This is a genomic window from Mycolicibacterium arabiense (assembly GCF_010731815.2).
In the GTDB taxonomy this organism is placed as follows: Bacteria; Actinomycetota; Actinomycetes; order Mycobacteriales; family Mycobacteriaceae; genus Mycobacterium; species Mycobacterium arabiense.
Window position 1 is genome coordinate 1,633,692 of record NZ_AP022593.1, and the last position, 24,437, is coordinate 1,658,128.

At 69.6% G+C, this 24,437-nt stretch carries 20 protein-coding genes; 4 read left to right on the forward strand and 16 right to left on the reverse strand.

All coding sequences use genetic code 11. From position 1 onward, the window contains the following. Window positions 1-2: 2 nt before the first annotated feature. Window positions 3-1,748 carry an aa3-type cytochrome oxidase subunit I gene (gene ctaD / locus G6N61_RS09555; RefSeq protein WP_163924716.1) on the reverse strand — a complete coding sequence of 582 codons (1,746 nt, stop codon included), beginning with the start codon at window positions 1,746-1,748 and terminating at the stop codon, window positions 3-5. A 167-nt stretch (window positions 1,749-1,915) separates the two neighbouring features. Between ctaD and G6N61_RS09560 the strand changes: the two genes are divergently transcribed. After that, complete coding sequence (locus G6N61_RS09560) at window positions 1,916-3,016, forward strand: iron-siderophore ABC transporter substrate-binding protein (protein ID WP_163918303.1); 1,101 nt, start codon at window positions 1,916-1,918, stop codon at window positions 3,014-3,016. Here G6N61_RS09560 and G6N61_RS09565 read toward each other — a convergent pair. Genes G6N61_RS09565 through G6N61_RS09610 form a run of 10 tightly spaced genes read right to left on the reverse strand, consistent with a single transcriptional unit; the run spans window position 3,009 to window position 13,862 of the window. Further along, complete coding sequence (locus tag G6N61_RS09565) at window positions 3,009-4,064, reverse strand: isopenicillin N synthase family dioxygenase (protein ID WP_163918304.1); 1,056 nt, start codon at window positions 4,062-4,064, stop codon at window positions 3,009-3,011. The two genes, G6N61_RS09560 and G6N61_RS09565, sit on opposite strands and share 8 nt — an antisense overlap. Next, window positions 4,061-4,588, reverse strand: a complete 528-nt coding sequence (locus G6N61_RS09570; RefSeq protein WP_163918305.1) for a hypothetical protein — start codon at window positions 4,586-4,588, stop codon at window positions 4,061-4,063. Before G6N61_RS09570 ends, G6N61_RS09565 begins: the two co-directional genes overlap by 4 nt. Beyond that, a complete protein-coding gene (gene alc, locus G6N61_RS09575) occupies window positions 4,585-5,598 on the reverse strand; it encodes an allantoicase (protein ID WP_163918306.1) in 1,014 nt (337 codons plus the stop codon). Before alc ends, G6N61_RS09570 begins: the two co-directional genes overlap by 4 nt. Window positions 5,599-5,619: 21 nt before the next feature. Then, a complete protein-coding gene (gene allB / locus G6N61_RS09580) occupies window positions 5,620-6,921 on the reverse strand; it encodes an allantoinase AllB (protein ID WP_235887467.1) in 1,302 nt (433 codons plus the stop codon). Then, a complete protein-coding gene (locus tag G6N61_RS09585) occupies window positions 6,918-7,760 on the reverse strand; it encodes an N-acyl homoserine lactonase family protein (RefSeq protein ID WP_163918307.1) in 843 nt (280 codons plus the stop codon). The genes allB and G6N61_RS09585 overlap by 4 nt, the downstream gene beginning before the upstream one ends. After that, window positions 7,760-9,340: an ABC transporter substrate-binding protein gene (locus tag G6N61_RS09590; RefSeq protein WP_163918308.1), complete on the reverse strand. Its 1,581-nt coding sequence runs from the start codon at window positions 9,338-9,340 to the stop codon at window positions 7,760-7,762. Before G6N61_RS09590 ends, G6N61_RS09585 begins: the two co-directional genes overlap by 1 nt. Next, on the reverse strand, window positions 9,337-9,987 hold the full coding sequence (locus G6N61_RS09595; RefSeq protein ID WP_163918309.1) for a cysteine hydrolase family protein: 651 nt from the start codon (window positions 9,985-9,987) through the stop codon (window positions 9,337-9,339). Before G6N61_RS09595 ends, G6N61_RS09590 begins: the two co-directional genes overlap by 4 nt. Then, a complete protein-coding gene (locus G6N61_RS09600) occupies window positions 9,988-10,992 on the reverse strand; it encodes an ABC transporter permease (protein WP_163918310.1) in 1,005 nt (334 codons plus the stop codon). Then, a complete protein-coding gene (locus tag G6N61_RS09605; RefSeq protein WP_163918311.1) occupies window positions 10,989-11,861 on the reverse strand; it encodes an ABC transporter permease in 873 nt (290 codons plus the stop codon). Before G6N61_RS09605 ends, G6N61_RS09600 begins: the two co-directional genes overlap by 4 nt. Continuing rightward, the gene (locus G6N61_RS09610; protein WP_163918312.1) at window positions 11,862-13,862 is read right to left on the reverse strand and encodes a dipeptide ABC transporter ATP-binding protein; all 2,001 of its coding nucleotides are present in this window, start codon (window positions 13,860-13,862) and stop codon (window positions 11,862-11,864) included. A gap of 191 nt (window positions 13,863-14,053) precedes the next feature. On the opposite strand from G6N61_RS09610, the gene G6N61_RS09615 reads away from it, so the two are divergent. Further along, entirely contained in the window at window positions 14,054-14,743 is a 690-nt protein-coding gene (locus G6N61_RS09615) for a TetR/AcrR family transcriptional regulator (protein ID WP_163918313.1), read from the forward strand. Here the strand turns inward: G6N61_RS09615 and atzF are convergent. From atzF to G6N61_RS09635, 4 genes are read right to left on the reverse strand one after another with little or no spacing between them, the layout of a single operon-like run. Continuing rightward, a complete protein-coding gene (atzF, locus tag G6N61_RS09620) occupies window positions 14,713-16,428 on the reverse strand; it encodes an allophanate hydrolase (protein WP_163918314.1) in 1,716 nt (571 codons plus the stop codon). The two genes, G6N61_RS09615 and atzF, sit on opposite strands and share 31 nt — an antisense overlap. Beyond that, window positions 16,425-20,093 carry an urea carboxylase gene (gene uca / locus G6N61_RS09625; protein WP_163918315.1) on the reverse strand — a complete coding sequence of 1,223 codons (3,669 nt, stop codon included), beginning with the start codon at window positions 20,091-20,093 and terminating at the stop codon, window positions 16,425-16,427. The genes atzF and uca overlap by 4 nt, the downstream gene beginning before the upstream one ends. Beyond that, entirely contained in the window at window positions 20,090-20,728 is a 639-nt protein-coding gene (locus G6N61_RS09630; RefSeq protein ID WP_163918316.1) for an urea amidolyase associated protein UAAP2, read from the reverse strand. Before G6N61_RS09630 ends, uca begins: the two co-directional genes overlap by 4 nt. Next, window positions 20,725-21,585, reverse strand: coding sequence for an urea amidolyase associated protein UAAP1 (locus G6N61_RS09635; protein ID WP_235887468.1), 861 nt, complete (start codon window positions 21,583-21,585; stop codon window positions 20,725-20,727). The genes G6N61_RS09630 and G6N61_RS09635 overlap by 4 nt, the downstream gene beginning before the upstream one ends. A 173-nt stretch (window positions 21,586-21,758) precedes the next feature. Here G6N61_RS09635 and G6N61_RS09640 point away from each other — a divergent pair, with 173 nt between their 5' ends. Beyond that, window positions 21,759-22,034, forward strand: coding sequence for a YciI family protein (locus G6N61_RS09640; RefSeq protein WP_163918317.1), 276 nt, complete (start codon window positions 21,759-21,761; stop codon window positions 22,032-22,034). Window positions 22,035-22,203: 169 nt separating this feature from the next. Then, window positions 22,204-23,259: an NAD(P)-dependent alcohol dehydrogenase gene (locus tag G6N61_RS09645; protein ID WP_163918318.1), complete on the forward strand. Its 1,056-nt coding sequence runs from the start codon at window positions 22,204-22,206 to the stop codon at window positions 23,257-23,259. Window positions 23,260-23,322: 63 nt separating this feature from the next. Here the strand turns inward: G6N61_RS09645 and G6N61_RS09650 are convergent, their stop codons facing one another. Then, complete coding sequence (locus G6N61_RS09650; protein WP_163918319.1) at window positions 23,323-24,366, reverse strand: NAD(P)-dependent alcohol dehydrogenase; 1,044 nt, start codon at window positions 24,364-24,366, stop codon at window positions 23,323-23,325. Window positions 24,367-24,437 lie beyond the last annotated feature (71 nt).

The window sequence follows — 24,437 nt, forward strand, 5'->3', positions numbered from 1 at the left end:
GGTCAGGTGCGCACTTGCGCGTCGTCGAGCCGGGTCACGTCACCGTCGTCCGGGCCGTGAGCCTTGCCGACGTGCGCCTCGGCGCGCATCCGCTCGACCATGTGCGGGTAGTGCAGCTCGAACGCCGGACGCTCCGAACGGATGCGGGGCAGCTCGTTGAAGTTGTGCCGCGGCGGCGGGCAGCTGGTCGCCCACTCCAGGGAGTTGCCATAGCCCCAGGGGTCGTCGACCACGACGGGCTCGCCGTAGCGCCAGCTCTTGAACACGTTCCACACGAACGGCAGCGTCGAGATGCCGAGGATGAACGCGCCGGCGGTCGACACGACGTTCAGCGTGGTGAAGCCGTCGGTGGGCAGGTAGTCCGCGTAGCGGCGCGGCATGCCCTCGTCACCGACCCAGTGCTGCACCAGGAACGTGGTGTGGAAGCCGATGAACGTCAGCCAGAAGTGCAGCTTGCCCAGGCGCTCGTCGAGCAGGCGACCCGTCATCTTCGGGAACCAGAAGTAGATGCCCGCGTAGGTGGCGAACACGATGGTGCCGAAGAGCACGTAGTGGAAGTGCGCGATGACGAAGTAGCTGTCGGTCACGTGGAAGTCCAGCGGCGGGCTGGCGAGCAGCACACCCGAGAGGCCACCGAGCAGGAAGGTGACGAGGAAGCCGACCGAGAACAGCATCGGCGTTTCGAACGTCAGTTGGCCCTTCCACATCGTGCCGATCCAGTTGAAGAACTTGATGCCCGTCGGGACGGCGATCAGGAACGTCATGAAGCTGAAGAACGGCAGCAGCACCGCACCGGTGGCGTACATGTGGTGCGCCCACACGGCTACCGACAGGGCCGCGATGGCCAGCGTCGCGTAGATCAGGGTGGTGTAGCCGAAGATCGGCTTGCGGCTGAACACCGGGAAGATCTCGCTGACGATGCCGAAGAACGGCAGCGCGATGATGTAGACCTCGGGGTGGCCGAAGAACCAGAACAGGTGTTGCCACAGCAGGACGCCACCGTTGGCGGGGTCGTAGATGTGGGCACCGAGGTGGCGGTCGGCGGCGAGGCCGAACAGCGCGGCAGTCAGCAGCGGGAACGCCAGCAGCACCAGGATCGACGTCACCAGGATGTTCCAGGTGAAGATCGGCATCCGGAACATGGTCATGCCGGGGGCGCGCATGCAGACCACGGTGGTGATCATGTTGACGCCGCCGAGGATGGTGCCGAGACCACCGACGGCCAGACCCATGATCCAGAGGTCACCACCCGCGCCGGGCGAGTGGATGGCGTCGGTCAGCGGCGAGTACGCGGTCCAGCCGAAGTCGGCCGCACCACCGGGGGTGATGAAGCCGGCGATCGCGATCAGGGCGCCGAACAGGAACAGCCAGAACGAGAAGGCGTTGAGTCGCGGGAAGGCGACGTCGGGCGCACCGATCTGCAGCGGCAGCACCAGGTTGGCGAAGCCGAACACGATGGGCGTCGCGTAGAACAGCAGCATCACCGTGCCGTGCATGGTGAACAGCTGGTTGTACTGCTCGTTGGACAGGAACTGCAGCCCGGGCAGGGCGAGCTCGGTGCGCATCAGCAGGGCCATCAGGCCGCCGATGAAGAAGAACACGAAGCAGGCGACGCAGTACATGATGCCGATCAGCTTGTGATCGGTCGTGGTCACCAGCTTGTAGATGAGGTTGCCCTTGGGACCCAGCCGGGCCGGGAAGGGGCGCCGTGCCTCGAGTTCTCCGATTGGGGGCGCTTCGGCTACCAACAGATCCTCCAGAAAATCAGACGGGAAACCCCGCATGCTCTTCTGAATCCTAACTCTCTTCGGGCGCTTCGACGCCTTGGGTCCTACAAACCGTCGTATTACGTCTCGACCGGTGCGCCGACGGCGCACGAGCCGTCGGGAAACAACTGGGTGTTAACGTCGGCGCCGTGCCGATCTTCCGACCTCGACTGGGTCCGCTGGCGGCGGGTGCCGCAGTCCTGGTGGCACTTCCGGTCGTCTTCCTCGGCGGCTGCGGCGAGTCCGGCGACGATGCCACGACGGCGACCCCCAACGCCTCGGGTGCGCCCATCACCAGCACCACCAGGGTGGCCGGGGCCAACGTGCTGGGCAATGACCGCCGACCCGACGAGTCGTGCCCGGCCGACCCGCCGCCACCTGCCGAGGGGCCGGAGCGGCGCGAGGTGCGACATGCCGCGGGCAGCACGGAGGTGGTCGCCGATCCGCGGCGCATCGTGGTGCTCTCCGGCGATCAGCTCGATGCGCTGTGCGCACTCGGCATGCAGTCGCGGATCGTCGCCGCGGCGGTGCCGGACGGATCGCAGGAGCAGCCGTCCTACCTCGGCTCGGTCATCCACGATCTGCCCGCGGCGGGTTCGGAGACGGAACCCGACCTCGACGCGATCCGCGAGGCGAACCCCGACCTCATCCTCGGCTCCGAGGGGCTCACCCCCGGCGAGTTCGGCGACCTGTCCCGGATCGCGCCGACGGTGTTCACCGGCCCGCCCGGTCCGGGTTGGCAGGACACCCTGCGGACGGTCGCCGCGGCCGTGGGCCGCGAAGGTGCCGCCACCCCGTTGCTCGAGGGCTTCGACGCCGACGCCAAGAAGCGGGCGGCCCAGAACGACACCACGCACTTCCAGGCGTCGGTGGTGCGCCTGATGGACGACACCGCCCAGATCTCCGGGATCGACGACTTCCCGGGCAGCGTGCTGGCCATCGCCGGCGTGGACCGGCCGTCGGCGCAGCGCTTCACCGACAAGCCCTACGTGGAGATCGGCACCGCCGACCTGTCCGAGGCCGACTTCGCCCAGGCCGAGGGTGACGTGGTCTTCGTCTCCTTCGGTTCGCCAGCCGCCAGGCAACGGGCCCGCGACGTGCTCGACAGCGAGGCGTGGCGGCGCTTGTCGGCGTCCAAGGACGGCCGCGTGTTCGTGGTCAACGACGAGGTGTGGCAGTCGGGTGAGGGCATCGTCGCCGCCCGGGCCATGCTCCCCGACCTGCGCTTCGTGAACTCGCCGGTCAACTAGCCGCGGACGCCCCGTGCAGCGCCTGCTGACCGAACTGGCCCAACGCCAGCGACCCCTCGGGCAGGACGAGGTCGCCGCTGTCGATCCGTCGCCGCAGGTATGCGAACGACTGGGCGGTCTGGGCGAACAGGTGCTCCCCCGCGCGCAGCGGTGCCCGCCGCGCACCGTCCCCGGCGAACTGCGGCAACGGCTCGACCACGGTGTCGTAGTCGACGTTGAAGAACAGCGGAAACGAGTACCGCTCCTCCTTCACCTTCCGCACCCGGTGACTGGTGGCGACGAACGCACCGTTGGTCCACAGCTCGAGCAGGTCGCCGATGTTCACGACGAAGGTGCCCGGTACCGGGGGAACGTCGATCCACTCCCCCGCTCCGTTCATCACCTCGAGGCCAGGTGCGGTGCCCTTGAGCAGTGTGAAGCACTCGTAGTCGGTGTGGGCGCCGATCCCGATCACGTCGTGGGCGTCCGCGTCGAACGGATAGTGCACCAGCCGCAGCTGACTGGGCGTCTTGATCGCGTGCCGGGAGAACACGTCCGGGTCCTCGCCGAGGGCGACCGCGAACGCCCACAGCAGCCGGTGCCCGACCTCGAGCACGGCGTCGTAGTAGGCGGTGACGGCCTCGGCGAAGCCGGGCAGGTCGGGCCATGCGTTCGGGCCGAGCATCGGGTTGCCTGCCAGGTAGTCCGGGTCGTCGGCCGGAAGGTCGAGCGCGGTGTCGAACGCCTCCTTGAGATCGGGCGTGCCGCTCTCCCCAGCCTGTTCGATGCCCTCCTCGCCGATCGGCACGTAACCGCGGTGGCACCGCGAGAGCCCGATGTAGCTGCGCATCTTCTCCTCGAGCGGCAGCGCGAAGAATTCCTTGGTGGCCTCGAGCATGTCGTCGAACAGTGCGTCGTCGACACCGGAACCGCTGACGTAGAGGAACCCGACGTCGCGGGCCGCGCGGCCGATCTCGGCGGCGACGCGTTCCCGTTCAGCGCGATCGGGCGATCGGAGCCCGCTGATGTCCACGACCGGTACCGACGTGAAAGACGTTGCGCCACTCATTGGTTCACCACTCCCTCGTATCGTTCGATGATCCAGCGCACGCCGTTGGCCCGAATCTGGTTGTCGGAAGGCTGCAATGCGGTCCAGCGCGGACTGCCGACCGCGTCGATCACCACCACCCCGCCGCCGGCCCACCCGAACAGGTCACCGGCGCGGACGACGAGCCCGGGACGGCCGTCGGGACCGCGGACGAAGACGGCGCCGCACGGCGACGTCGGGCGCGCCTCGCGTTGCCAGTGCTCGACGTAGGACTCGTGCACGCCGGTCTCGACGAGGGTGTCCCCGTCCCAGTGCATGGCGCCGGCATCGGGATGCGGTCCCGGCGGTTCGACGTCGACCTCGCGATGCCACTCGAACACGTCGCCCCGCTGGTGCAGCGTGCCTGCGAAGCCCCTGGTGTCGACGTAGGCGGTGGGGCCCTGCAGCCACATCACGTCGGTGCCGGTGTCACGCGTGCCGTCCGCACCGATGAGCAGCGTGCGCCGCCACAGGCCCGCGCAATCGGACGCGATCACCGACGTCATGACGACTCCTCCCACCTGGTTCGTAGCGCATCCCAGCCGTTCGCGGTCGGCGTGCCGGAGGCGCGAACCCTCGCGATGCCCCCGTCCGGGTAGGCCTGGACCCGCAACGCCGTGACGTCCGGGCAGTGCACGGCGAAGACCTGCCGGGTGTCCGCGGCCAGTCGCGTCCTCGGCAGTACCTCGACGTCGAATGGCACCAGCGCCCAACCGTGTTCGCCGTCGGGCCGGATGCGGCTACCCAGCACGGAGACCTCGGGCGATGCGTTGAACACGAAGTAGGACGTATCGATCTCGATGCGTCGCAGGTCGGTCGGCACGGCGAAGGAGATCAGCACGGCGTCGTGCGTGTCGGGCCCGACGTCGCGGCGGCGCCGGGTCTCCCACCCGTCGCCCATGTTGGCGGGGCGGTTGGGTCTGATGAGGGCGCCGGCATCGGAATAGAAGCCGTCGCTGCACCATTCGACGCGACCGCCCTGTTCGAGCCCGGACACCTCGACGGTGACGTCGGCCCACGTGACCGGGTCCGGGATCACCTCGCCGTAGACGCGTAGCCGGGCCACGCCGCCGTCGGAGGACAGCCGCAGGCGCAGGTGCGTCCAGCGCCGCCTGCTCGACACCGGGAAGACGTTGTGGCAGTCGGCCTTCAGTGCCACGTCCGCCACCAGCGTCGTCCACTCGACTCCTGGCAGCATCGCGTCCGCCGTGGGGTCCAGCACGCACGCCTCGATTCGGCACCCCGTCGGGTGATTGCCCGAGAAGTACCGGGTGTCGACGTCGATGGCGTGGATGCGACCCGCGGCGCCGAGCCGCACGACGGCCCAGTCACCGTCGGCTCCGGCGTGCCGCCGCGTCTCCCAGCCGTCGACCACCTCGCCGCGCAGGTCGTAGGTGCCAGGGACGAAGGCGGGTTCTGCCGGGTCGATCAGACGCTCCTTGACGCCGAACGACTCGTCGCTCGCGGCGATCACGCTCCCGCCGACGATGCGCGACGCGAGATCCACCTCAGTCATCGGACGCCAGGGTCGAGATCCTCACGCGGCCACCGCCGCTCGCTGGTACGCCGATCGTCCGGCGACCCAGGTCTGCGCATTGGTTCCGCGCAGCGTCATGCCGTCGTACGGGGTCACCCGGTGGCGGTGCAGCAGCCGGGTTCCATCCACCACGTCGGTGCCGTCGGGGTCGAAGGCGCACAGGTCGGCTCGTAGGCCCACGGCGATCCTGCCGCGGTCGGCCAGACCTGCCAGCGCTGCGGGACGCTCCGCCATCCAGCGGCTGACTTCGGCGAGCCCGAAGCCTCGTTCGGCGGCATGGGACCACACCGCGCTGGGACCCAGTTGCAGTGAGCTGATGCCGCCGAACGCGCGGCCGAAGTCACCGTCGCCCTTGAGTTCCGGTGCGCACGGCGAGTGGTCGGAGACCACCATGTCGACGGTGCCGTCTAACAGCGCCGCCCAGAGCGGTTCGCGATTTCGGTCGTGCCGGATCGGCGGGCACGCGGTGTACTCGGTGGCGCCGTCGCCGACGTCCTCTGCCGCGAAGGTGAGGTAGTGCGGGCACGTCTCGGCGCTGACCCGGATGCCCTCTCTCTTGGCCTGCGCCAGCGCCGGCAGGACGGTCGCGCTCGAGACGTGCACGACGTGGAGGTGAGCGCCGGTGTCCCTGGCCGTCTCGATCACCAGCGCGACGGCGTCCTCCTCCGCGGCAGGTGGCCGCGACTCCAGGAACGACGCGTAGTCGACACCGGACGGTGGCGCACTGGCGTCGATGACGGCGTGACTCTCGGCGTGCACCAGCAGCACCGAGTCCAACTCGGCGATCCGTGCGGCCGCGGACCGGAACCGGGCGGTGTCGAGGTGCCCGAAGTCCGGGTTGCCCGAGTCGGCGAGGAAGCACTTGAATCCGGCGACGCCCGCGGCGGCCAGTGCCGCGAGGTCGCCGAGGTTGTCCGGCACCACGCCACCCCAGTAGCCGACAGCGACGCGGCAGTTGCCTGCGGCCGCCGCCTGTTTGGCGCGCAGGGCGGCGACGGTGGTCGTCACCGGAACCGAGTCCAGCGGCATGTCGACCAGCGTCGTGATACCCGCTGCCGCAGCGGCGGCGGTGGCGGTCGCGAAGCCCTCCCAGTCGGTGCCGGGGTCGTTGACGTGCACGTGGGTGTCGACGAAGCCGGGCAACAGCACGATCCCGGGTGGCAGCACCGTCTCGGTGACCGCGCGATGGTGCGCGTCCACCGGTGCGACGTCGACGACCGTGCCGCCCGCGATGGCCACCGACGCCGCCCGCAGTTCGCCGTCGAGCAGGACCCGTTCGGCCCGCAGCACCAGATCGATCACGGAACGCCGAATCGGTGGTGGAAGTGCTGGGTCATCTCCGGCCACACGTGCGGATCGTGGCCGGGGATCAAGGGGTAGCCCTTGTCCGCGGCGAGCTTCTTGAGCCTGCGGATCGGTTCGATAGTCTCCTCGGGTTCGACGTCGACGAATCCGCCGATCGCGAGTTCGTGCTCGATGTTCTCGGTCAGGTCGGCCGCGTCGAACGCGAAGACGTAGCCGTTCGGACCGTCCCCGCCGGTCACCGACTGATCGAGTTCGACGACGAAGCTCTGGTGCCCAGGGGTGTGGCCGTACGTCGGCACGGCGGTGATCCCCGGCGCGACGTCCGACTCCCCGTCCGCGAGCTGCCAGTCGATGTTCGGGTCGTCGAAGTCCACCCGGAAGATGGCGTGCCGCTCGGGTTCCGGGTGATTCGACAGTCCGTACTCGAGTTCGCGTCGCTGCGCGTGCACGGGCACCCTGCCTGCGAACAGCTTGAGCCCGCCCGCGTGATCGGTGTGCAGGTGGGATACGGCGACGAGGTGGATGTCGTCGACGTCCACGCCGATCTCGGCCAGTGACTCCTCGATCGGCTCCCCCGGCCCGGGCAGCACCGGCTGGTACTCGACGCTCGGGTAGAACCGCCTGCGCAGGTGCGGATCCCGGATCAGCGCCGTGTTGAACCCGGTGTCGAGCAGCACCCAGCCGCCGTCGGTCTGCAGCAGCACGCCCGGGACGGGTTCACGCATCGACTGGTCCGCCGGAGCCCCGTGCACCGAGACGGACTTCGGCAGGTCCTCCCACCCGAGGGTCAGGAGGATGATCCGGCGGACACCGCTGCGGTGGACCAGCGTGGCCATCAGCCCGCCGACAGTTCGAACAGCCGCAGCGAGTTTGGGTTCGTCACGACGTGCGCCTGCTCGACGCCCTTGAGCCAGGGTTGGGCGACCACGAAGTCGTCGACGTCGGCCATGTTGAGCCAGCACCCCGTCTTGATCGCCTCCTCGGCAGCGGTCGAGAACGGTTCCGAAGCACCGGTTTTCAGGCCCTCGGCGAGCGCGGCGGTGACGGGTGGGGCCGAGCAACCGAGGTAGTTCAGGCCGCCGTCGGGGTCGAACGAGATGTGTCCCCAGGTGTACGGCGACGGGGCGTCCGGCCACGCGGTGGCGGAGAAGATCTCCGGTGCCGACTGCCCGTCGGTGCCGATCCAGCCGTAGATCTCCGACGTCGGGTAGCTCTGCACCTTGGCGGTCAGGCCGGCCGCGGCGAGCTGCGTCTGGATCAGGTTGCTGATCAACTGGTTGTCCGGGTTCGACGAGTCGTAGCCGATGGTGATGGACTTCTGGTCCGGCGGTAGGCCCGCGGCCACCCCGCTGAGTACCGACGGGTCGTGGGTCACGTTCTGCTTGGCGAACTCCGGGGCCATCATGTTCGGCGGGTACACCTGTTCGGCCTTCTTGCCGCGGCCGAAGTAGGTCTGCTTCACCAGGGCGTCGACGTCGATGGCCTGCATCACGGCGTTGCGCTTCGCGGGGTCGGTGAGCATGCCCTTGTGCGGGTTCAGGTACAGGTAGTTCGACATCATCGTCGGCAGCGAGTAGTGCGCGTACTTGTCGTCGTTCAGGTACTGCTCGACGGCCGAGGACGGCAGGTCGTGCAGGATCGCTGCGATCTGCCCGTTGTTGAACTGCAACTGCTGGGCGGAGACATCGGTGATGACGGGGATCTCGACCTGCTCGAAATACGGCTTCTCACCCCAGTACTGGGGGTAGGCCGCCAGCGCGTAGCGCGAGCCCACCTCGGCGGCGGTCAGGGTGTACGGGCCGGTGCCGAGGTCGTGATTCGTGAGATAGGCCTGGGCGTTGTCGCCGCCCCCGTTCTTCTTCAACCCCTCGGGGCTGACCATCCTCGGGCCGTACGGCGAGGCGAGGTAGTCGAGGAACGCCGAGTTGGGTGCCTTGAGCGTGATGGTCGCGGCGAAATCACCCTGGGTGGTCACCGATTCGACGTCCTTGACCATGTACGCCGGACCCTGGTCGACCGCCAGACGACGGTCGAAGGACGCCTTGATGGCCGCCGACGTGAACGGCGTGCCGTCGTGGAACGTGACGCCCTCGCGCAGCTTGAACGTGAACACCCGGTGGTCGGGCGATTCGGTCCACTCGGTGGCCAGCAGCGGTTCGATCTCGGGCTTCTCGGTGCCGCCCTTGTACTGCAGCAGACCCTCGTAGAGGTTGGTGGTGAGCAGCAGACCCTGACCGGCGTAGAAGATGTCGGGGTCCGGCGGCTGCCCCGGGTCCTGCAGGAACGACACGTGCAGCACCTTGTCGGTGGGTGCGGCGTTGGGTGCGCCGCCGCCCGAATCGGAACCGCCACATGCGGTGAGCGCCAGCACTGTCGCCGCGCCCAGTGCGAGGGCGGCGCGCAACGGCTTCTTCATCGGACGGCTCCTTCGAGGACGGGCGTTGCGGCGGGGGCGAGTGCGGCAAAGGCCTTGAGGATTTCGTCGGTGGTGCGCATCGCGCCGGTCTGCAGGTACTCCATGGCGTCCAGGGCCGCGTCGTGGCGGTACTGGGTCGAGCCGCCCACGCAGTCGGTGACCACGCGCACGTAGAAGTCGCGCTGGTGTGCGTCGGCGAAGGTGTAGTGCACGCACACGTCGGTGAGCCCGCCGACGAGGATCAGCGTCGACGCCTTCAACCCGGACAGCACGATCTCGAATTCCGTTCCGATGAAACCGGAGTAACGGCGCTTGACGATGTGGAACTCGTGGTTGGGGCCGTCGAAGTTCGGCAGCAGCGCGGGGTGCAGAGGCGTGCCGGGCCTGCCGTCGACGCAGTGCTCGCCCTCGACACCGTCGAGTTCGCGTCCGAAGTCGATCCCGCTGGGGCGGTGCACCTCCTGGAAGAACACGATGGGGATCAGGGCCGCCCGCGCCGTCTCGATCAGGCGCTGGGCCCGCTCGATGCGTCCGTCGTAACCCGGCATGTGCTCGATGCCGACTTCCTCGGCGGGCATGTCGCCGGCTTCCTGCATGTCGACGACGACCAGAACGGGGTTGCCCACGATGAGTGGCTGTTTCGGCACTTATCCTCCTATGACTGCGATGCGTGGATCAGCGGCGGCCTGCAACAGGTCGACCGCCGTGTTGATGAACACGTAGAGGGCGCCGAGCATCAGGGTGACGCCGGCGATGGCTGGGAAGTCGGCGACGGGGATGCTCTGCGCGATGTACTGGCCGATGCCCGGCCAGCCGAACACCTGCTCCACCACCAGGACGCCGGAGAACATCAGGCCCACTTGCAAACCCGTCATCGACAGCGCGGCGCCGACGCAGTTGCGCAGGACGTGACCGGCCATGATCCGGCTCTCCGAGAGTCCCTTGGCGCGGGCCGTGCGTGCGTAGTCGCTGTCGATGTCCGAGAGCAGGCTGCTGCGCAGCACCCGGCCGATGGCGACCGCGGGGCCGAGCGCGATGACGCAGGCGGGCAGGATCAGGTGGTGCAGGGCGTCGGCGACGACGTCGAACCGTCCGTTGAGCAGGCCGTCGACCGTCAGCAGCCCGGTGGGCCCGTCGGGAGGGTTGGGTATCGCCAGGCGGCCGTTGGCCGGTACCCAGCCGAGGTTCTGGTAGAAGACGATCAGGCCGAGGATGCCGAGCAGGAACATCGGCGCCGACGATCCGGTGAACAGCACTGCGCGCAGTACGCCCGCGCCACGCCACTTCAGCGTCGTGCTGAATGCCAGCAGCACCGCGAACACGATCGCGATCGCCATCCCGAAGAGGGCCAATTCCAGTGTGGCGGGCAGAAAGTCGCCCAGATCCGACAGCACGGCGTGCCGCGTCCGGTACGACGTGCCGAGATCACCACCGACGGCGCCGGTGAGGTAGTTCCAGAACTGGACGAGAATCGGCTCGTTGAGGCCGAGCGCCTCACGCCGCGCGGCCACCGCTTCTGCGGACGCCTGCGCACCGAGCTGCGCCTTGACGGGGTCGAGTGGTGAGACGTGCTGCAGGATGAACAGCACGCCGGTCAGGGCGACGAGGATCGCCACCATCGCGCCCAGCCGGGTCGCCACGAACGTCTTCATCGGGACCCCTTCATGAGATTTCGTAGGCAATCCCCCGCCACGTTGCCGATTAGCGCCAGCACCAGGACGCCGATGCCTGGCATCACCGGAATCCACCACTGCTGCAGGAAGTAACTGAGGTTGCGGGCGGAGTCGGCGCCGAGCTCCGGTGCGGGAGCGGACTGCCCGAGTCCGAGGAACGACAGCGCGGCGAGCGTCAGGATCAACGTTCCGATGTCGAGGCTGGCCGCCACGATCGCATTGGGCACCGCACCCGGGAGCAGGTGGCGCCGGGCCAGGCGGATCGGGCCGACCCCGGCCAGCTTGGCCGCCTCGACGTGTGGTCGCGCCGCCAGTCGTACGACCTCGCCACGGACCAGCCGGGCGTAGAACGGCCACCACACGATCGACACCGCGATCAGGGTGTGCACGAACCCGGGTCCGAGCGCTGCGACCACCGCGATGGCGAGAACCGGTGCGGGCAGGGACAGGAACGCGTCGGTGATCCGCATCAGCACGGTGTCGACCCAGCCGCCGACCGTGCCGGCGATCAGGCCGACCAGCCCGCCGATGAGCAGGCCGATCGCGACCACCACCAGCGCGGCGAACCAGCTCGAGCGGGCGCCGTAGAGCACGCGGGACAAGATGTCGCGGCCGATGCTGTCGGTGCCGAGCAGGAACCCGCCCTTGCCCGGTGCCTGCAGCGGCATGCCCGCGGGCGTCAGCGGGTCGTAGGGGGCGAGCACGGGGACGGCCAGGCAGACCAGGGTCACCACGATCACCATCGAGAAGCCGACCCAGCTGACGATGCTCGACGTCGACTCGGGCAGCGAGAAGACCCGGCGTGAGCCACCGCGCACCAGCGGGGCGGCGGGTAGGGCGATGGCCATCTAGAGGGCCCTCCGTTCGACGCACGCCACCTGGTGCGGATTGCCGGGGCTACCTTCGAGGCGGACGTCGAGTTCTTCGCCGCCGCACGCGTCGACCGAGATCGGGCACCGCGGGTGGAACGCGCATCCCGGCGGCGGGGACAGCGGGCTGGCGGGTTCGCCTGCGAGCATGCGTGATTCGCGGCCGAGGTCGGGGATGGAGTCGACCAGCGCCTGGGTGTAGGGGTGCGCGGGGTTGCCGATGACCCGTTCGGCCGGACCGACCTCCACGATGCGCCCGAGGTACATGACGGCGATGCGGTCGGCGACGACACGGGCCACGGACAGGTCATGGGTGACGAACACGACCGACATGTCGAGACTGCGGCGCAGGTCGCCGATCAGATTGAGCACCGATGCCGCCAGTGACACGTCGAGCGCGCTGGTGGGTTCGTCGCACAGCAGGACCGACGGTGGCACCACCGTGGCGCGCGCCAGCGACACCCGCTGACGCTGCCCGCCGGAGAGTTGGCTGGCGCGGGACTTCGCGACGTCGCCGGGCAGCCCGACGCGCTCGAGCACCTCGACGACGGCGGCCTGGCGCTGCTTGCGTGACATCGAGGTACTGCGTAGGCGTTCGGCGATCAGCTCGCCGACCGACATCCACGGGGTGAGCGAGGCGCCCGCGTCCTGGAACACCATCTGCGGACGTTCGCCGTCGGCGAGTTCGACGGTTCCCGAGGTCGCCTTCTCCAGTCCGGCGATGACGCGCAGCAGCGTCGACTTGCCCGACCCGCTCTCGCCGACGAGGGCGACCGATTCACCGTGTCCCACGCGCAGCGTCACCCCGCGCAGCGCCTGCAGTTTCCCGCCGCCGTCGTTCGAGCGGTCCAGCCATCGCCGGGTCACCGCGAAGGTCTTCGTGACGTCCTGCAGCACCACCGACGGAGGGTGCGCGGCGCGCTCCACCTCGGGGTACGGCTGCGCGGTGTTGGTGGTCGCTGCGCCGAGTCCTTCGGCGACGGCGTCGAGCGGTCGGATGCACGCGCTGACCCGGTCCGGTTCCACGGGGATCGGCGCGGGCGGCGCCTTGGTGCAGTCGTCGGTGGAAAGCGCGCAGCGCGGGACGAACGCGCAGCCCGGCAGCGGGGTGACCGGGCTGGGCACCGATCCCGCGAGGGCGGCGAGCTTGCGGTCGCGTGCGGTCTCGAGCGTGAGCCGGGAACGCAGCAGGCCGTGGGTGTAGGGATGCGCGGGCCGGCCGAGCACCTCTGCGGCGGGGCCGATCTCGGCGATGCGGCCGGCGTAGAGCACCGCGATGCGATCCGAGATCTGGGCTGCCACACCGAGGTCGTGGGTGATCAGCACGATGCTGCAGCCGATCTCGTCGCGAAGGCGCTGAAGCAACCGCAGCACCTGGGCCTGGACGGTGACGTCGAGCGCGGTGGTGGGCTCGTCGGCGATGATGAGTTCGGGGTCGCCTGCGATGGCGATGGCGATCATCACCCGCTGGCGGAGCCCGCCGGAGAGTTCGTGGGGGTAGGCCCGCATCCGGCGCTTCGGGTCGGGGATGCCGACCGCGGTGAGCAGCCGCAGGGCGTCGTCGTCGCTGCCTGCCGCCTCCGCGACCTGCCTGCCGATGCGCATCGTCGGGTTCAGTGACGTCATCGGGTCCTGGAACACCGCGCCGAGGTCGAGCCTGCGGACCTTGCGCAACGCCTTCGGGTCACCGTCGACCATGTCGGAGCCGGTCACGCGCACGGCGCCGTCGACCTTGGCCGCCTTGGGCAGCAGACCCAGCATCGTGAAGCCCAGGACACTCTTGCCGGAGCCCGACTCCCCGACCAGGCCGAGGATCTCGCCCGGTGCGATGGTCAGTGACACCCCGCGCAACGCGTGCACGTCATGGCCGTTGCGGCGGAACGTGACTCGCAGATCGCTGACGGTGGCCACGGCGTCGGGGATCGCCGGCACCTCGGGGTGCTCTGCGGCTACGTCCACTGCGGAAGCGGCGATGCCCATGGAACTCCCGGTGGTGTGTTCGGATGCCTGCTGGCCTGTCAGTTGACAGTTTTCCGGCGTCGCGGCCCCGGTGGGTGTCGCTGGCGTAACCAAATGACGGCTCGCGTAACCGATGCGTATCGCGCGTTTCTGTCGTGTGACAGAAACGGTAGGGCTACCGCATCGGGCTTTCCATGGTCCACGATGGGTGCATGCCGCTCACCCGGGCCGGGCGTCCCCGACTGCACGACCAGAGACGTCCGGGCACCACCGCCCGCGACGAAATCCTGGATGCCGCAGGCGAATTGTTCACCACGCTGGGCTACACGGGCACGTCGACGAGGTCGATCGCCGAGTCGGTCGGGATCCGGCAGGCCTCGCTGTACCACTACTTCAAGACCAAGGACGACATCCTGTGCGCGCTGCTGGGCCAGACCGTGGCTCCCACGCTGTCGTTCATCCCGAACCTGCTCGGCGCCGAACCCGCGTTGTCGGCGGCCGAGCATCTGCACGCTCTGGCAGCCTTCGACGGTGACCAGCTGCTGTCGGGTCAGTGGAATCTCGGTGCGCTGTACCTTCTTCCGGAACTGCGCGACGCCCGGCTCGAGCCGTTCTGGTCCGACCGCGAGCGGCTGCGGCTGCACTACCTGGCGCTCAGCAGCGCGGTCGTCGACCAGACCGGCGTGCACCAGGCCGCCGCCGATCTGCCGTTCCGGCTCGTCGAGTCACTGGTGAACATGTGGACGGTGCCCGAGGGTCCCGAACGCTCGGCGCTGCCCATCCACGTGGCCGATGCCTGCCTGCGGGTGCTGGGCATCCCCGACGAAGCCACGCCCGCGGTGCGGCAGCGCAGCCTGCGCGAGGTCGAGCGCTACGCCCGGGACGGGGCGGCTTCGGCGTAGCGCAGGTAGCTCGGCCAGTCGCCGAACTGCGAGATGTCGGCACCGTCGCGCCAGGCGTCGAGAGCACAGCCGAACCCGACCACCTCGGTGCCGTCGGCGAGCGTGACGCGGCCGAGCGCCATCGGTGCGGGCAGCGCGGCGAGGAACTCCCCCAGCATGGCCGTTCCGACCAGCCACAGCTCGCCGCCGATCGACGTGCCGTCCTCGGCCCCGACCCGCATCAGGCCCGGCTTGGGCGGCGTGGTGTCCAGCCGCGCGAAGCGGTACAGCGGCGCCGTCCGCGCCGGGCCGAGCCAGCGTGCCCCGCGGTCGGTCAGCTGCCAGGCCAGGGGCTGACCGCGCAGATGAGCGCCCACCACCATCAGTGGCGTCGCGGAAAGCCCTGCCCGCGTTGGCCAGGGCGCACGGGTCGTGTCGCCGGATCCGGTGAGCAGCCGCGCCACGTCCAGCGCGACGGCGTCGGCTCCTGACCGCGCCACGACCGTGACGCCGAACTGATCGTCGCCGGCTGTGCCCGCCGGCACCGCGACCGCGCACATGTCCATGAGGTTGCAGAAGTTGGTGTAGGTGCCGAACCGGGAGTTGACGACGATCGGGTCGTCCGCGACCTCGGCGATCGTGGGATGTTCGGTGGTCGTCGGGACGAGCAGCGCATCGCAGTCACCGAGTTCGGCGAGTGCCACGGCGGTGAGATCGCGCAGGCGGACGCGGTCGCGCAGCAGCGCGGTGGCAGGCACCGAGCCTGCGGCCGCGACGATCGAGCCGACGATCGGGTCCACCTCGGCGCGGTGCGCGTCGACGAACTCACCGACCGCTTCGTGCCGTTCGGCGACCAGGCCACCGTCGTAAAGCAGTCTCGCGGCCTCGAGAAACGGGGTGAGATCGATCTCCCGCAGTGTCGCACCGGCTTTCACGAGCCGATCTTTGGCCTCGCCGAATGCCGCCCGCCAGGAGCCCGACAGTCCCGGCAGCTCCCGCGGGACGGCCACCACCGGCGTCTGTGGCGCGGACAGCGGCGCGTCGGGCGGGAACGGTCGCGTCCCGGGCCCGCCTGCCATTACCCCCATCACCACGTCGGCCGTGTCGAGGTCGCGTGCGAACACCGTCACGCAGTCATAGGAACGGCAGGCGGGCACGACGCCCTCGGTCGGTACGACGCCCAGGGTCGGCTTGATGCCGACGATGCCCTGCAGCGCCGCGGGCACCCTGCCCGATCCCGCCGTGTCGGTGCCGATCGCGACGTCCACCAGGCGCAGCGACACCGCGACCGCGGATCCAGAACTGGAGCCGCCGGAGATGCGGTCGGGCCTGCGCGAGTCGCGCACGGCCCCGTGCGGGCTGCGCGTCCCCACCAGGCCGGTGGCGAACTGGTCGAGGTTGGTGGCGCCGATGACGACCGCGCCTGCCTGCCGCAGGCGTGCGACGACGGGGGCATCGGCGGCGGCGGGCGCCGACGCGTAGGTGGGGCAGCCCGCGGTGGTCGGCAGCCCGGCGACGTCGACGTTGTTCTTCACCGCCACGGTCGTTCCGGCCAACGGCAGGTCGTCCCCCGCTGCGACCGCGGCGTCGACGGCGGTGGCATCGGCGAGCGCATCGGTCAACGGGCGCAGGAAGATCCAGATCTCGGGTCGGTTGGCCGCCTCGATCGCGGCGTACGTCGCGCGGACCCGTTCGACGGCCGTCATGCGGGGATGTCCGACACGTCGGCCTCGGCGGCACCGACCACGACGAGCGGCGCACCCGGGTCGACCTGGTTGCCCGCCGCCACCAGCACGCGGGTCACCGTCCCGTCGGTCGGGGCGGTCAAGACGGTCTCCATCTTCATGGCCTCCAGTGCGAGTAGCGGCTGTCCGGCCGTGACGGGGTCACCGACGGCGACGTCGACCTTCCACACGCTCGAGGCGAACGGTGCGTCGACCCGCTGTTCGCCGTCGGCCAGGACGAGGTCGGACGTCAGAGGTACGGCTCGCGACTGCGCCCGTTCCGCACGGTCGAACTCTCCTGCCGCAGCCCAGGCGGCGCGTTCGGTGCCGAACGCAGCGGCCTGTGTCGCGCGGAACCGCGCGATCGAGTCGGCGTTGTCGGCCAGGAACCGTTCGTGCTCGGCCAGTGAGAACGTGCCCTCGGTGATGTCGACCGACCCGCGGCCGGCGGCCAGATCGGCACGCAGGTCCAGCAATTCGTCGGCCGACACCGGGTACCAGGAGATCCGGTCGAAGAATCGGAGCAGCCACGGGGTGCCCGCTTCGAACGGCGCCGTGTGGCGGTAACGGCTCCACACCTGCGTGGTGCGCCCGACGAATTGGTAGCCGCCGGGGCCCTCCATGCCGTATATGCACAGATAGGCCCCGCCGATGCCGACGGAGTTCTCCGCCGTCCAGGTCCTGGCCGGGTTGTACTTGGTGGTGACGAGGCGGTGCCGCGGGTCGAGCGGAGTGGCCACGGGCGCACCGAGGTACACGTCGCCCAGACCCAGGGTCAGGTACTCCGCGGCGAACACCACGTCCATCACGTCTGCCTGGGACGCCAAACCGTTGACGCGCCGGATGAATTCGATGTTCGACGGGCACCACGGTGCGTCGTCGCGCACGCCGGAGGTGTAGCGGGCGATGGCTTCCCGGGTCGCGGGATCGTCCCACGACAGCGGCAGCCGGACCGACCGGCTCGGCACGACCAGTTCCGAGGTGGCGGGGAGTTCGTCCTCCAGCTCGACGAGCAGCCCGAGTAATTTCTCGATCGATAGCCGGTCGGGGTCGACGTGGACCTGTAGCGAGCGGATGCCGGGCGTGAGGTCCCGGATGCCGTCGACCGTGCCATCGGACATCGCCGTCCGCAACGACTGGTGCAGGGCGTGCACCCGGGCCCGCAACGCGAGGTCGAGCACCATGTCGCCGTACTCGATCAGCACGTGGTCGTCGCCGTTGCGGCGGTAGGTGACGGCAGGCGCGCGGTCACCGGGGCGCCGGGCGAGCACGCCGTCGTCGCCGTCCCCCCCGGTGCGCGGCAGGACCGTCGTCATGGCGATCCGGGCCGGCACGTCGCCGACCGAAGGGGCGTCGGCCACCCGGATCGGGACGAACCGCACCGTGTCCCCGGGACGCAGCTGTCCGAGCTTCCACCGCTCGGCGGAGACCACCGTCACCGGACACGTGAACCCGCCGAGGCTGGGTCCGTCGGGCCCGAGCAGGATCGGGGTGTCCCCGGTGAAGTCGAGCGCGCCCACCGAGTAGGCGGTGTCGTGGATGTTCGAGGGGTGCAGCCCCGCCTCACCGCCGTCCGGACGCGCCCATTCGGGGCGCGGCCCCTCGAGCCGAACGCCGGTGCGCGCGGAGTTGAAGTGCACACGGTAGGGGGCGCCGTAGAGCGTCTCGACGTCGCCGCGGGTGAAGAACTCCGGTGCGCCGTGCGGTCCCTCCGTGACCGCAAGTTCCCACTCCGACGACATGGCGGGCCGCTCCCCGACCGGGATGGCGGTGCGCGTGCCCGACACCGACGGCGCCGCGCGCAGCACGTCGCCGACGACGAGTTGCCTGCCCCCGTGCCCGCCGAAGCGACCGAGGGTGAACGTCGACGCGCTGCCGAGGTAGGCCGGCACGTCGAACCCGCCGTCGACGAGCACGTAGGTCCGCAGGCCCGTCGTCTCGGCCGCTCCCACGTCGAGCACTCCCCCGGCCGGTACCTCGACGGGCTCCCACATCGGGACCACCGCGTCGTTCACCCGCACCGTGCACTCGGCGCCCGTCACGCAGAACGTGGTCGGGTGCGTGACGCGAAGCAGGGGTCCTGAGGCCGTGCACTCCAGACCGGGTGCGCCGTAATGGTTTCCGAGCGTCTGGTTGCCGAGACGGAACGACAGGTCGTCCATCGGCCCGCTGGGGGGAACGCCGACGTCCCACATGCCCACTCGGCCGGGGAGGTCCTGCACCGTCGTCATCAGGCCAGGACGGTCGACGGTGATGCGAGGTCTCGGATCGCTGACGTCGGCGAGCGTAGCGGTGCTGTGCGTCGCCGCGCGGACGTCGGCGCGGTCGATCGAGGCACGCAGCATCCCGACGTTGACCTCGATGCCGTGCAGCACGGTGTCGTCGAGCGCGGCGCCCAGTGCGTCGAGCGCCTCGTCGCGATCGGCGCCCGTCGTGATGACCTTGGCGAGCAGCGGGTCGTAGAAAGCAGAGACCTCGGTGCCGTCGTCGACCCAGGTGTCGACGCGCACCCCAGCCTGGCCGGGGAACGCGACGGAGGTGAGCGTGCCCGTGCTCGGGCGGTAGTCACGTGCCGGGTCCTCGGCGTACACGCGTGCCTCGACGGCATGGCCACGCACGGGCACCTCGCCGTCGGGGTGGGCGTCGAGCAGGCCGCGCTCGCCGCGCGCGAGGCGGAACATCCAGCCCGCCAGGTCGATACCCGTGACCGCCTCGGTCACCGGGTGCTCCACCTGCAGCCGCGCGTTGACCTCGAGGAAGGACGCCTCACGGCGCTCGGCGTCGTAGACGAACTCCACGGTGCCCGCCGAGCGATAGGCGACCGACCCGGCGAGCGCGCGTGACGACGAATGCAGAAGTGCGCGAACGTCGTCCGGCAGGCCCGGTGCCGGGGCCTCCTCGATCACCTTCTGGTTGCGGCGTTGCAGTGAGCAGTCGCGGTCGCCGAGGGACACCACCCGCCCCGACCCGTCGCCGAAGATCTGCACCTCGACGTGGCGGGCACGCTCCACGAACCGCTCGACGAACACGCCCGCCGACCCGAAGCTGCGCTCGGCCAGGCGGGTGACGCGGTCGAAGGCCGCGCGCAGCTCGGCGGCGCTCCGGCACACCTGCATGCCGATGCCGCCGCCACCGCCGGTCGCCTTGAGCATCACCGGGTAGCCGATGGTGTCGGCGGCGGCGACCGCGTCGGCGGAACCGTCGAGCAGGTCCGAACCTGCGAAGACCGGCACGCCCGCAGCCATGGCCGCGGCACGGGCGGTGTGCTTGGTGCCGAACACGCGCAGCTGGTGTGGTGTCGGTCCGACGAACGTCAGGCCGGCGTCTTCGACCATGTCGGCGAAATCGGCGTCCTCGGAGAGGAAGCCGTATCCCGGATGGATCATGCCGGCGCCGGACGCCAGCGCCGCTGCGACGATGGCGTCGGCACGTAGGTAGCTCTCGCTCGGCGCGGCGGGGCCCAGTCGCACGGCGTGGTCGGCGAGCAGGACGTGCGGCGAGCCGCGGTCGGCGTCGGAGAAGACCGCCACGGTGCGCAGGCCCAGCAATTGGGCCGCGCGCACCAGCCGGACGGCGATCTCGCCGCGGTTGGCGACGAGGACGGTGCCGGCCGACTGCTCCTCGCCCGAGCGCTCGTCGGTGCTCATTCTGCGCCCGGTCGGGTGACGATCATCCGCACCGGCGTCGGGTCGAATGCGTTGCACGGGTTGTTGATCTGCGGGCAGTTCGACACCAGCACCAGGGTGTCGACGTCGGCGCGCAGCGCGACGCGCTTGCCCGGACCCGACAGTCCGTCGACGATGCCCAGGGCGCCGTCCGGGTCGACCGGCACGTTCATGAACCAGTTGATGTTGCTCGCCAGGTCGCGCGCCCCGAGGCCGTACCGGGCGCCTTCGAGCAGGAAGTTCTCCATGCAGCCGTGCTGGGCACGGGTGTGCTGGCCGTAGCGCAGCGTGTTGGACTCCTTCGAGCACGCTCCGCCGAGGGTGTCGTGCACGCCCACTTCGTCGTCGACCACCGTCATCAGTGCCGCACCGGTGTCGGCCCGCAGTACCGACCCGGTGGTCAGCGCGATGCGGCCCTGTCTGCTGATGGTCTCCTGCGCGGAGTACCGCACCGACGTGTCGGCTGCGGCATACAGCAGACAGTCCACGGCCTGGTTGCCTGCGAGGTCGACGATCGTGAGTACGTCGCCGGCTTTCACCACCGCCGACCAGGACGCCCGCGCGGGGACTGTCTGGTCGAGAACCACGGCGCCGGGCACGAGCGCGGGGGCGGTCACAGGACGCCCCGTGCGATCAGGTCGGCGTCGGTGTTCGCCAGTGCCTGAACGTGTTCCGGGCCGAGCGGGCCGACCAGTTCGGTGAGGCGACCGAGGTCGTCGTCGGCCGACCAGGCGTGCACCCGCAGCGGTGAGCACGTGAACTGCGGCCGCGGATCCAGCGGATGAGCCGTGTTGGCCAGCAGCACGATCGCGTCGACGTGCAGCAGCAGGTCGACGGCCGTGTCCGGCCCGGCCGAACCGGTCCAGCGCAGGCTCCCGTCGACGTCGACGCGCACACCCTTGAAGAACGACAGCGACGGGGGCAGATCTCGTTGCGAGAGACCGTGTTTGAGTGCGCCGAGGAGGAGCAGCTCCCGCCCGGCGGGCGACGGGGATTCTGGCGCCGAGGCACCGTAGCGGGCCAGGTTGCCCTCTCCGGTGGTGGTGCCCGCGAGTGCGTCGTGCGCCGTCGAGGTGTCGGCGACGATGGTCGCCAGGACGCGGCCGAAGCCACTGAGCAGCGGATGCCCCGTCGACGGGTAGGCCTGCCATGGGACCTTGACGGTGTCGGCGATGTTGAGCCGCTCGTGGGGCGCGTCGGCGCGATGCAGGAGTAGGTGCGCACATGCGTCGCCAAAGGGGTCGGCCAGGCGGATGCGGGTGCCGCGGGCCAGCACAGCCGTCGAATAGCCGCCCGAGGCAACGACTTCCGACCACACCAGGCGGTCGGCCGGGACGTCGGCGGGCACCGTGGTGCTGGCCGTGGCGGGCACGTGGCGCATCTCGTCCACCGTGCGTCCGTGCTGGGCGCGGGCATGGGCCTTCGCGCCGGCGGTCGTCGCCGTACTCGTGACGGTGGTCAGGTCGCTGGTCACACCACACTCCCGGTTCGACTATTTCTGTCGGTTGATAGTTTTCGCCTCCCAGCAGCGCCGGTGGTTGCCCGCGTGTAACCGATCACGCGGACTGCGTTAACAACGAGAGACGGGTGTGTCTGTCATGTGACAGGTATTCGGTCGCCCCGGCGCTGGGCCGATAGGGTGATCGCGTGTTCCACGTCCTCACGCTGACCTATGTGCAACCACTCGACGTCATCGATCAGACGCGACCGGCCCACCTCGAGTGGATCGACGCTGAGATCGCGTCCGGCCGCCTGATCCTGGCCGGCCGGCAGGAATCGGGCGCTGGTGGCGTGCTGGTCACCGGAGACATCACCGCCGAGGAGGCCGACGACCTGATCGCGAACGACCCGTACCAACTGGCGGGCCTCGTCGACTACGAGCGGGTCGGCTTCAACGCCGGGAAGCGTGCGCCAGGTCTCTGACGCGCGAGACCAGCCGAAACGCGCGATCATGGTGACGCGGGATTAAACCCGGGACGTGGGCCGTTGGACCGGCCGGAAGGGCTCGATGCTGCGCCCATAATCATTACCTTTGCTAAACGTCACAGCGAAGTAATGTTTGCCAGACGATACGAAGAGGCACTTGGGAGACATGACCACAACCGTTAACGCATACGCCGCGACCGCAGCCTGGGGCGCGGACGCACCGCTGACCAAGACCACCATCGAGCGCCGCGACGTCGGCCCGAACGAGGTGTCGATCGACATCAAGTTCGCCGGCATCTGCCACTCGGACCTGCACACCGTCAGCGGCGAATGGGGCAAGGTGAAGTACCCGATGGTCCCCGGTCACGAGATCGCGGGCATCGTCACAGAGGTCGGCTCCGACGTCACGAAGTACGCCGTCGGCGACCGCGTCGGCGTGGGCTGCTTCGTGGACTCTTGCCGCGAGTGCGAGTACTGCCAGGCCGGCGAGGAGCAGTACTGCAACAACCCCGGCATGATCGGCACCTACAACGGCGTCGGCCGCGACGGTCAGCCCACCCAGGGCGGCTACAGCGATGCCATCGTCGTCGACGAGAACTACGTATTGCGCATCCCCGACTCGATCGAGTTGGACAAGGCGGCCCCGCTGCTGTGCGCCGGCATCACCACCTACTCACCGCTGCACCACTGGGGCGCAGGCCCCGGCAAGCGCGTCGCGGTGATCGGCCTCGGCGGCCTCGGCCACCTCGGCGTGAAGATCGCCAAGGCGATGGGCGCAGAGGTCGCCGTGCTGAGCCAGTCGCTCAAGAAGATGGAGGACGGCCTGCGGCTCGGCGCGTCCGAGTACTACGCGACCAGCGATCCCGACACGTTCAAGAAGCTTCGCGGTTCGTTCGACCTCATCCTGAATACGGTGTCGGCGAACCTCGACATGGCCGACTACCTGGGCCTGCTCAAGCTCGACGGCACGCTGGTCGAGCTGGGCATGCCGGAGAACCCGATGCCCGTGCCCGCCGGCGCGCTGATCTTCGGCCGCAAGAGCCTGTCGGGCTCATTGATCGGCGGCATCCGCGAGACGCAGGAGATGCTCGACTTCTGCGCCGAGCACGACGTGACCCCGGAGATCGAGGTCATCGAGGCGTCGTACGTGAACGAGGCCTACCAGCGCATGCTCGCCAGCGACGTGCGCTACCGCTTCGTGATCGACAACTCGACGCTGTAACCGACTCGACGACGACGCGGGCGGGCCTCACCGGAGCCCCGCCCGCGTCGTCGTTTGGTTGCCTTAGCGCAACCCGGCCATGTCCAGGCTGAAGCGGAACTCGACGTCGTTGCGCGCCAATCGATCGAAGGCGTCGCCAACAGCGGAGGCGGGCACCACCTCGACGTCGGCGGTGATGCCGTGTCGGCCGCAGAACTCGAGCATTCGCCGCGTCGCGGGCCTCCCACCACCGCCTGCGACTGTGAGGTTGCGCCCGAGCATGGCCAGCGGGTTGATCGACGTCGGGTCCAAGGCGCCCACCAGACACAGCGTGCCGCCGAACTTCAGGGCCATCGTGTAGCCGGAGACGTCGTGGGCGACGGCCACGGTGTCGATGATGAAGTCGTAGCGGCTCCGCGCCTCGGCCATCTGCTCCTCGTCGGTGGACACGACCACCTGCCGCACCCCGAGCCGCCGTGCCGCGTCGGCCTTGCTCGGTGACGTCGTGAACAGGTCGACCTCGGCGCCGAGGGCCGCGGCGAACTTGACCGCGAGATGGCCGAGGCCACCCAGCCCGACGACACCGACCGTCATGCCCGGCCCAATCGCCCACTGCTCCAGCGGTTCCCACACTGTGACGCCCGCGCACATCAGTGGTGCCACGCCGGCCGGATCGAGACCCTCGGGCAGGCGGTAGACGAATCCCTCGGTCACGACGTACTCCGTCGAGTACGCACCGTGGGTGGGCCGGCCGTCGCGCCGGTCGACACCGCCATAGGTGAGAGTGGGGAACTCCACGCAGAACTGCTCGTGCCCGCCGACGCACATGTCGCACACCCCGCACGAGTCCACGATGTTGCCGACCGCGACGGCGTCACCGACGGCGAAGTCGCGCACGGCATCCCCGATCTCGGCCACCTCACCGACGAATTCGTGGCCCGGTACCAGCGGAAAGACGTTGCCGTAGGCGGGTTCTCCATGCCAGGCGTGCAGGTCGGTATGGCACACGCCGCAGTGGGTGATCCGCACTGCGACGTCGTCGGGGCGCAGATCGCGCCGCTCGAACTCCCATTCGGCCAACGGCTGGTCGGCCGCGGAGGCGGCCAGTCCTCGTACTCGTCGCGCCATCGTCACTCCATCCGAATAAACCAACTAGTCTGTTTTAGAGTACGCCGCTTCGCGATAAAGACCAACTGGTC

Coding starts and splice junctions, on each gene's coding strand:
- G6N61_RS09615 (WP_163918313.1), top strand. CDS start 14,054: ATGCCGCTCACCCGGGCCGGGCGTCCCCGACTGCACGACCAGAGACGT.
- alc (WP_163918306.1), bottom strand. CDS start 5,598: ATGACTGAGGTGGATCTCGCGTCGCGCATCGTCGGCGGGAGCGTGATC.
- G6N61_RS09645 (WP_163918318.1), top strand. CDS start 22,204: ATGACCACAACCGTTAACGCATACGCCGCGACCGCAGCCTGGGGCGCG.
- G6N61_RS09605 (WP_163918311.1), bottom strand. CDS start 11,861: ATGGCCATCGCCCTACCCGCCGCCCCGCTGGTGCGCGGTGGCTCACGC.
- G6N61_RS09590 (WP_163918308.1), bottom strand. CDS start 9,340: ATGAAGAAGCCGTTGCGCGCCGCCCTCGCACTGGGCGCGGCGACAGTG.
- G6N61_RS09650 (WP_163918319.1), bottom strand. CDS start 24,366: ATGGCGCGACGAGTACGAGGACTGGCCGCCTCCGCGGCCGACCAGCCG.
- G6N61_RS09570 (WP_163918305.1), bottom strand. CDS start 4,588: ATGACGTCGGTGATCGCGTCCGATTGCGCGGGCCTGTGGCGGCGCACG.
- atzF (WP_163918314.1), bottom strand. CDS start 16,428: ATGACGGCCGTCGAACGGGTCCGCGCGACGTACGCCGCGATCGAGGCG.
- uca (WP_163918315.1), bottom strand. CDS start 20,093: ATGAGCACCGACGAGCGCTCGGGCGAGGAGCAGTCGGCCGGCACCGTC.
- G6N61_RS09610 (WP_163918312.1), bottom strand. CDS start 13,862: ATGGGCATCGCCGCTTCCGCAGTGGACGTAGCCGCAGAGCACCCCGAG.
- G6N61_RS09585 (WP_163918307.1), bottom strand. CDS start 7,760: ATGGCCACGCTGGTCCACCGCAGCGGTGTCCGCCGGATCATCCTCCTG.
- G6N61_RS09565 (WP_163918304.1), bottom strand. CDS start 4,064: ATGAGTGGCGCAACGTCTTTCACGTCGGTACCGGTCGTGGACATCAGC.
- G6N61_RS09600 (WP_163918310.1), bottom strand. CDS start 10,992: ATGAAGACGTTCGTGGCGACCCGGCTGGGCGCGATGGTGGCGATCCTC.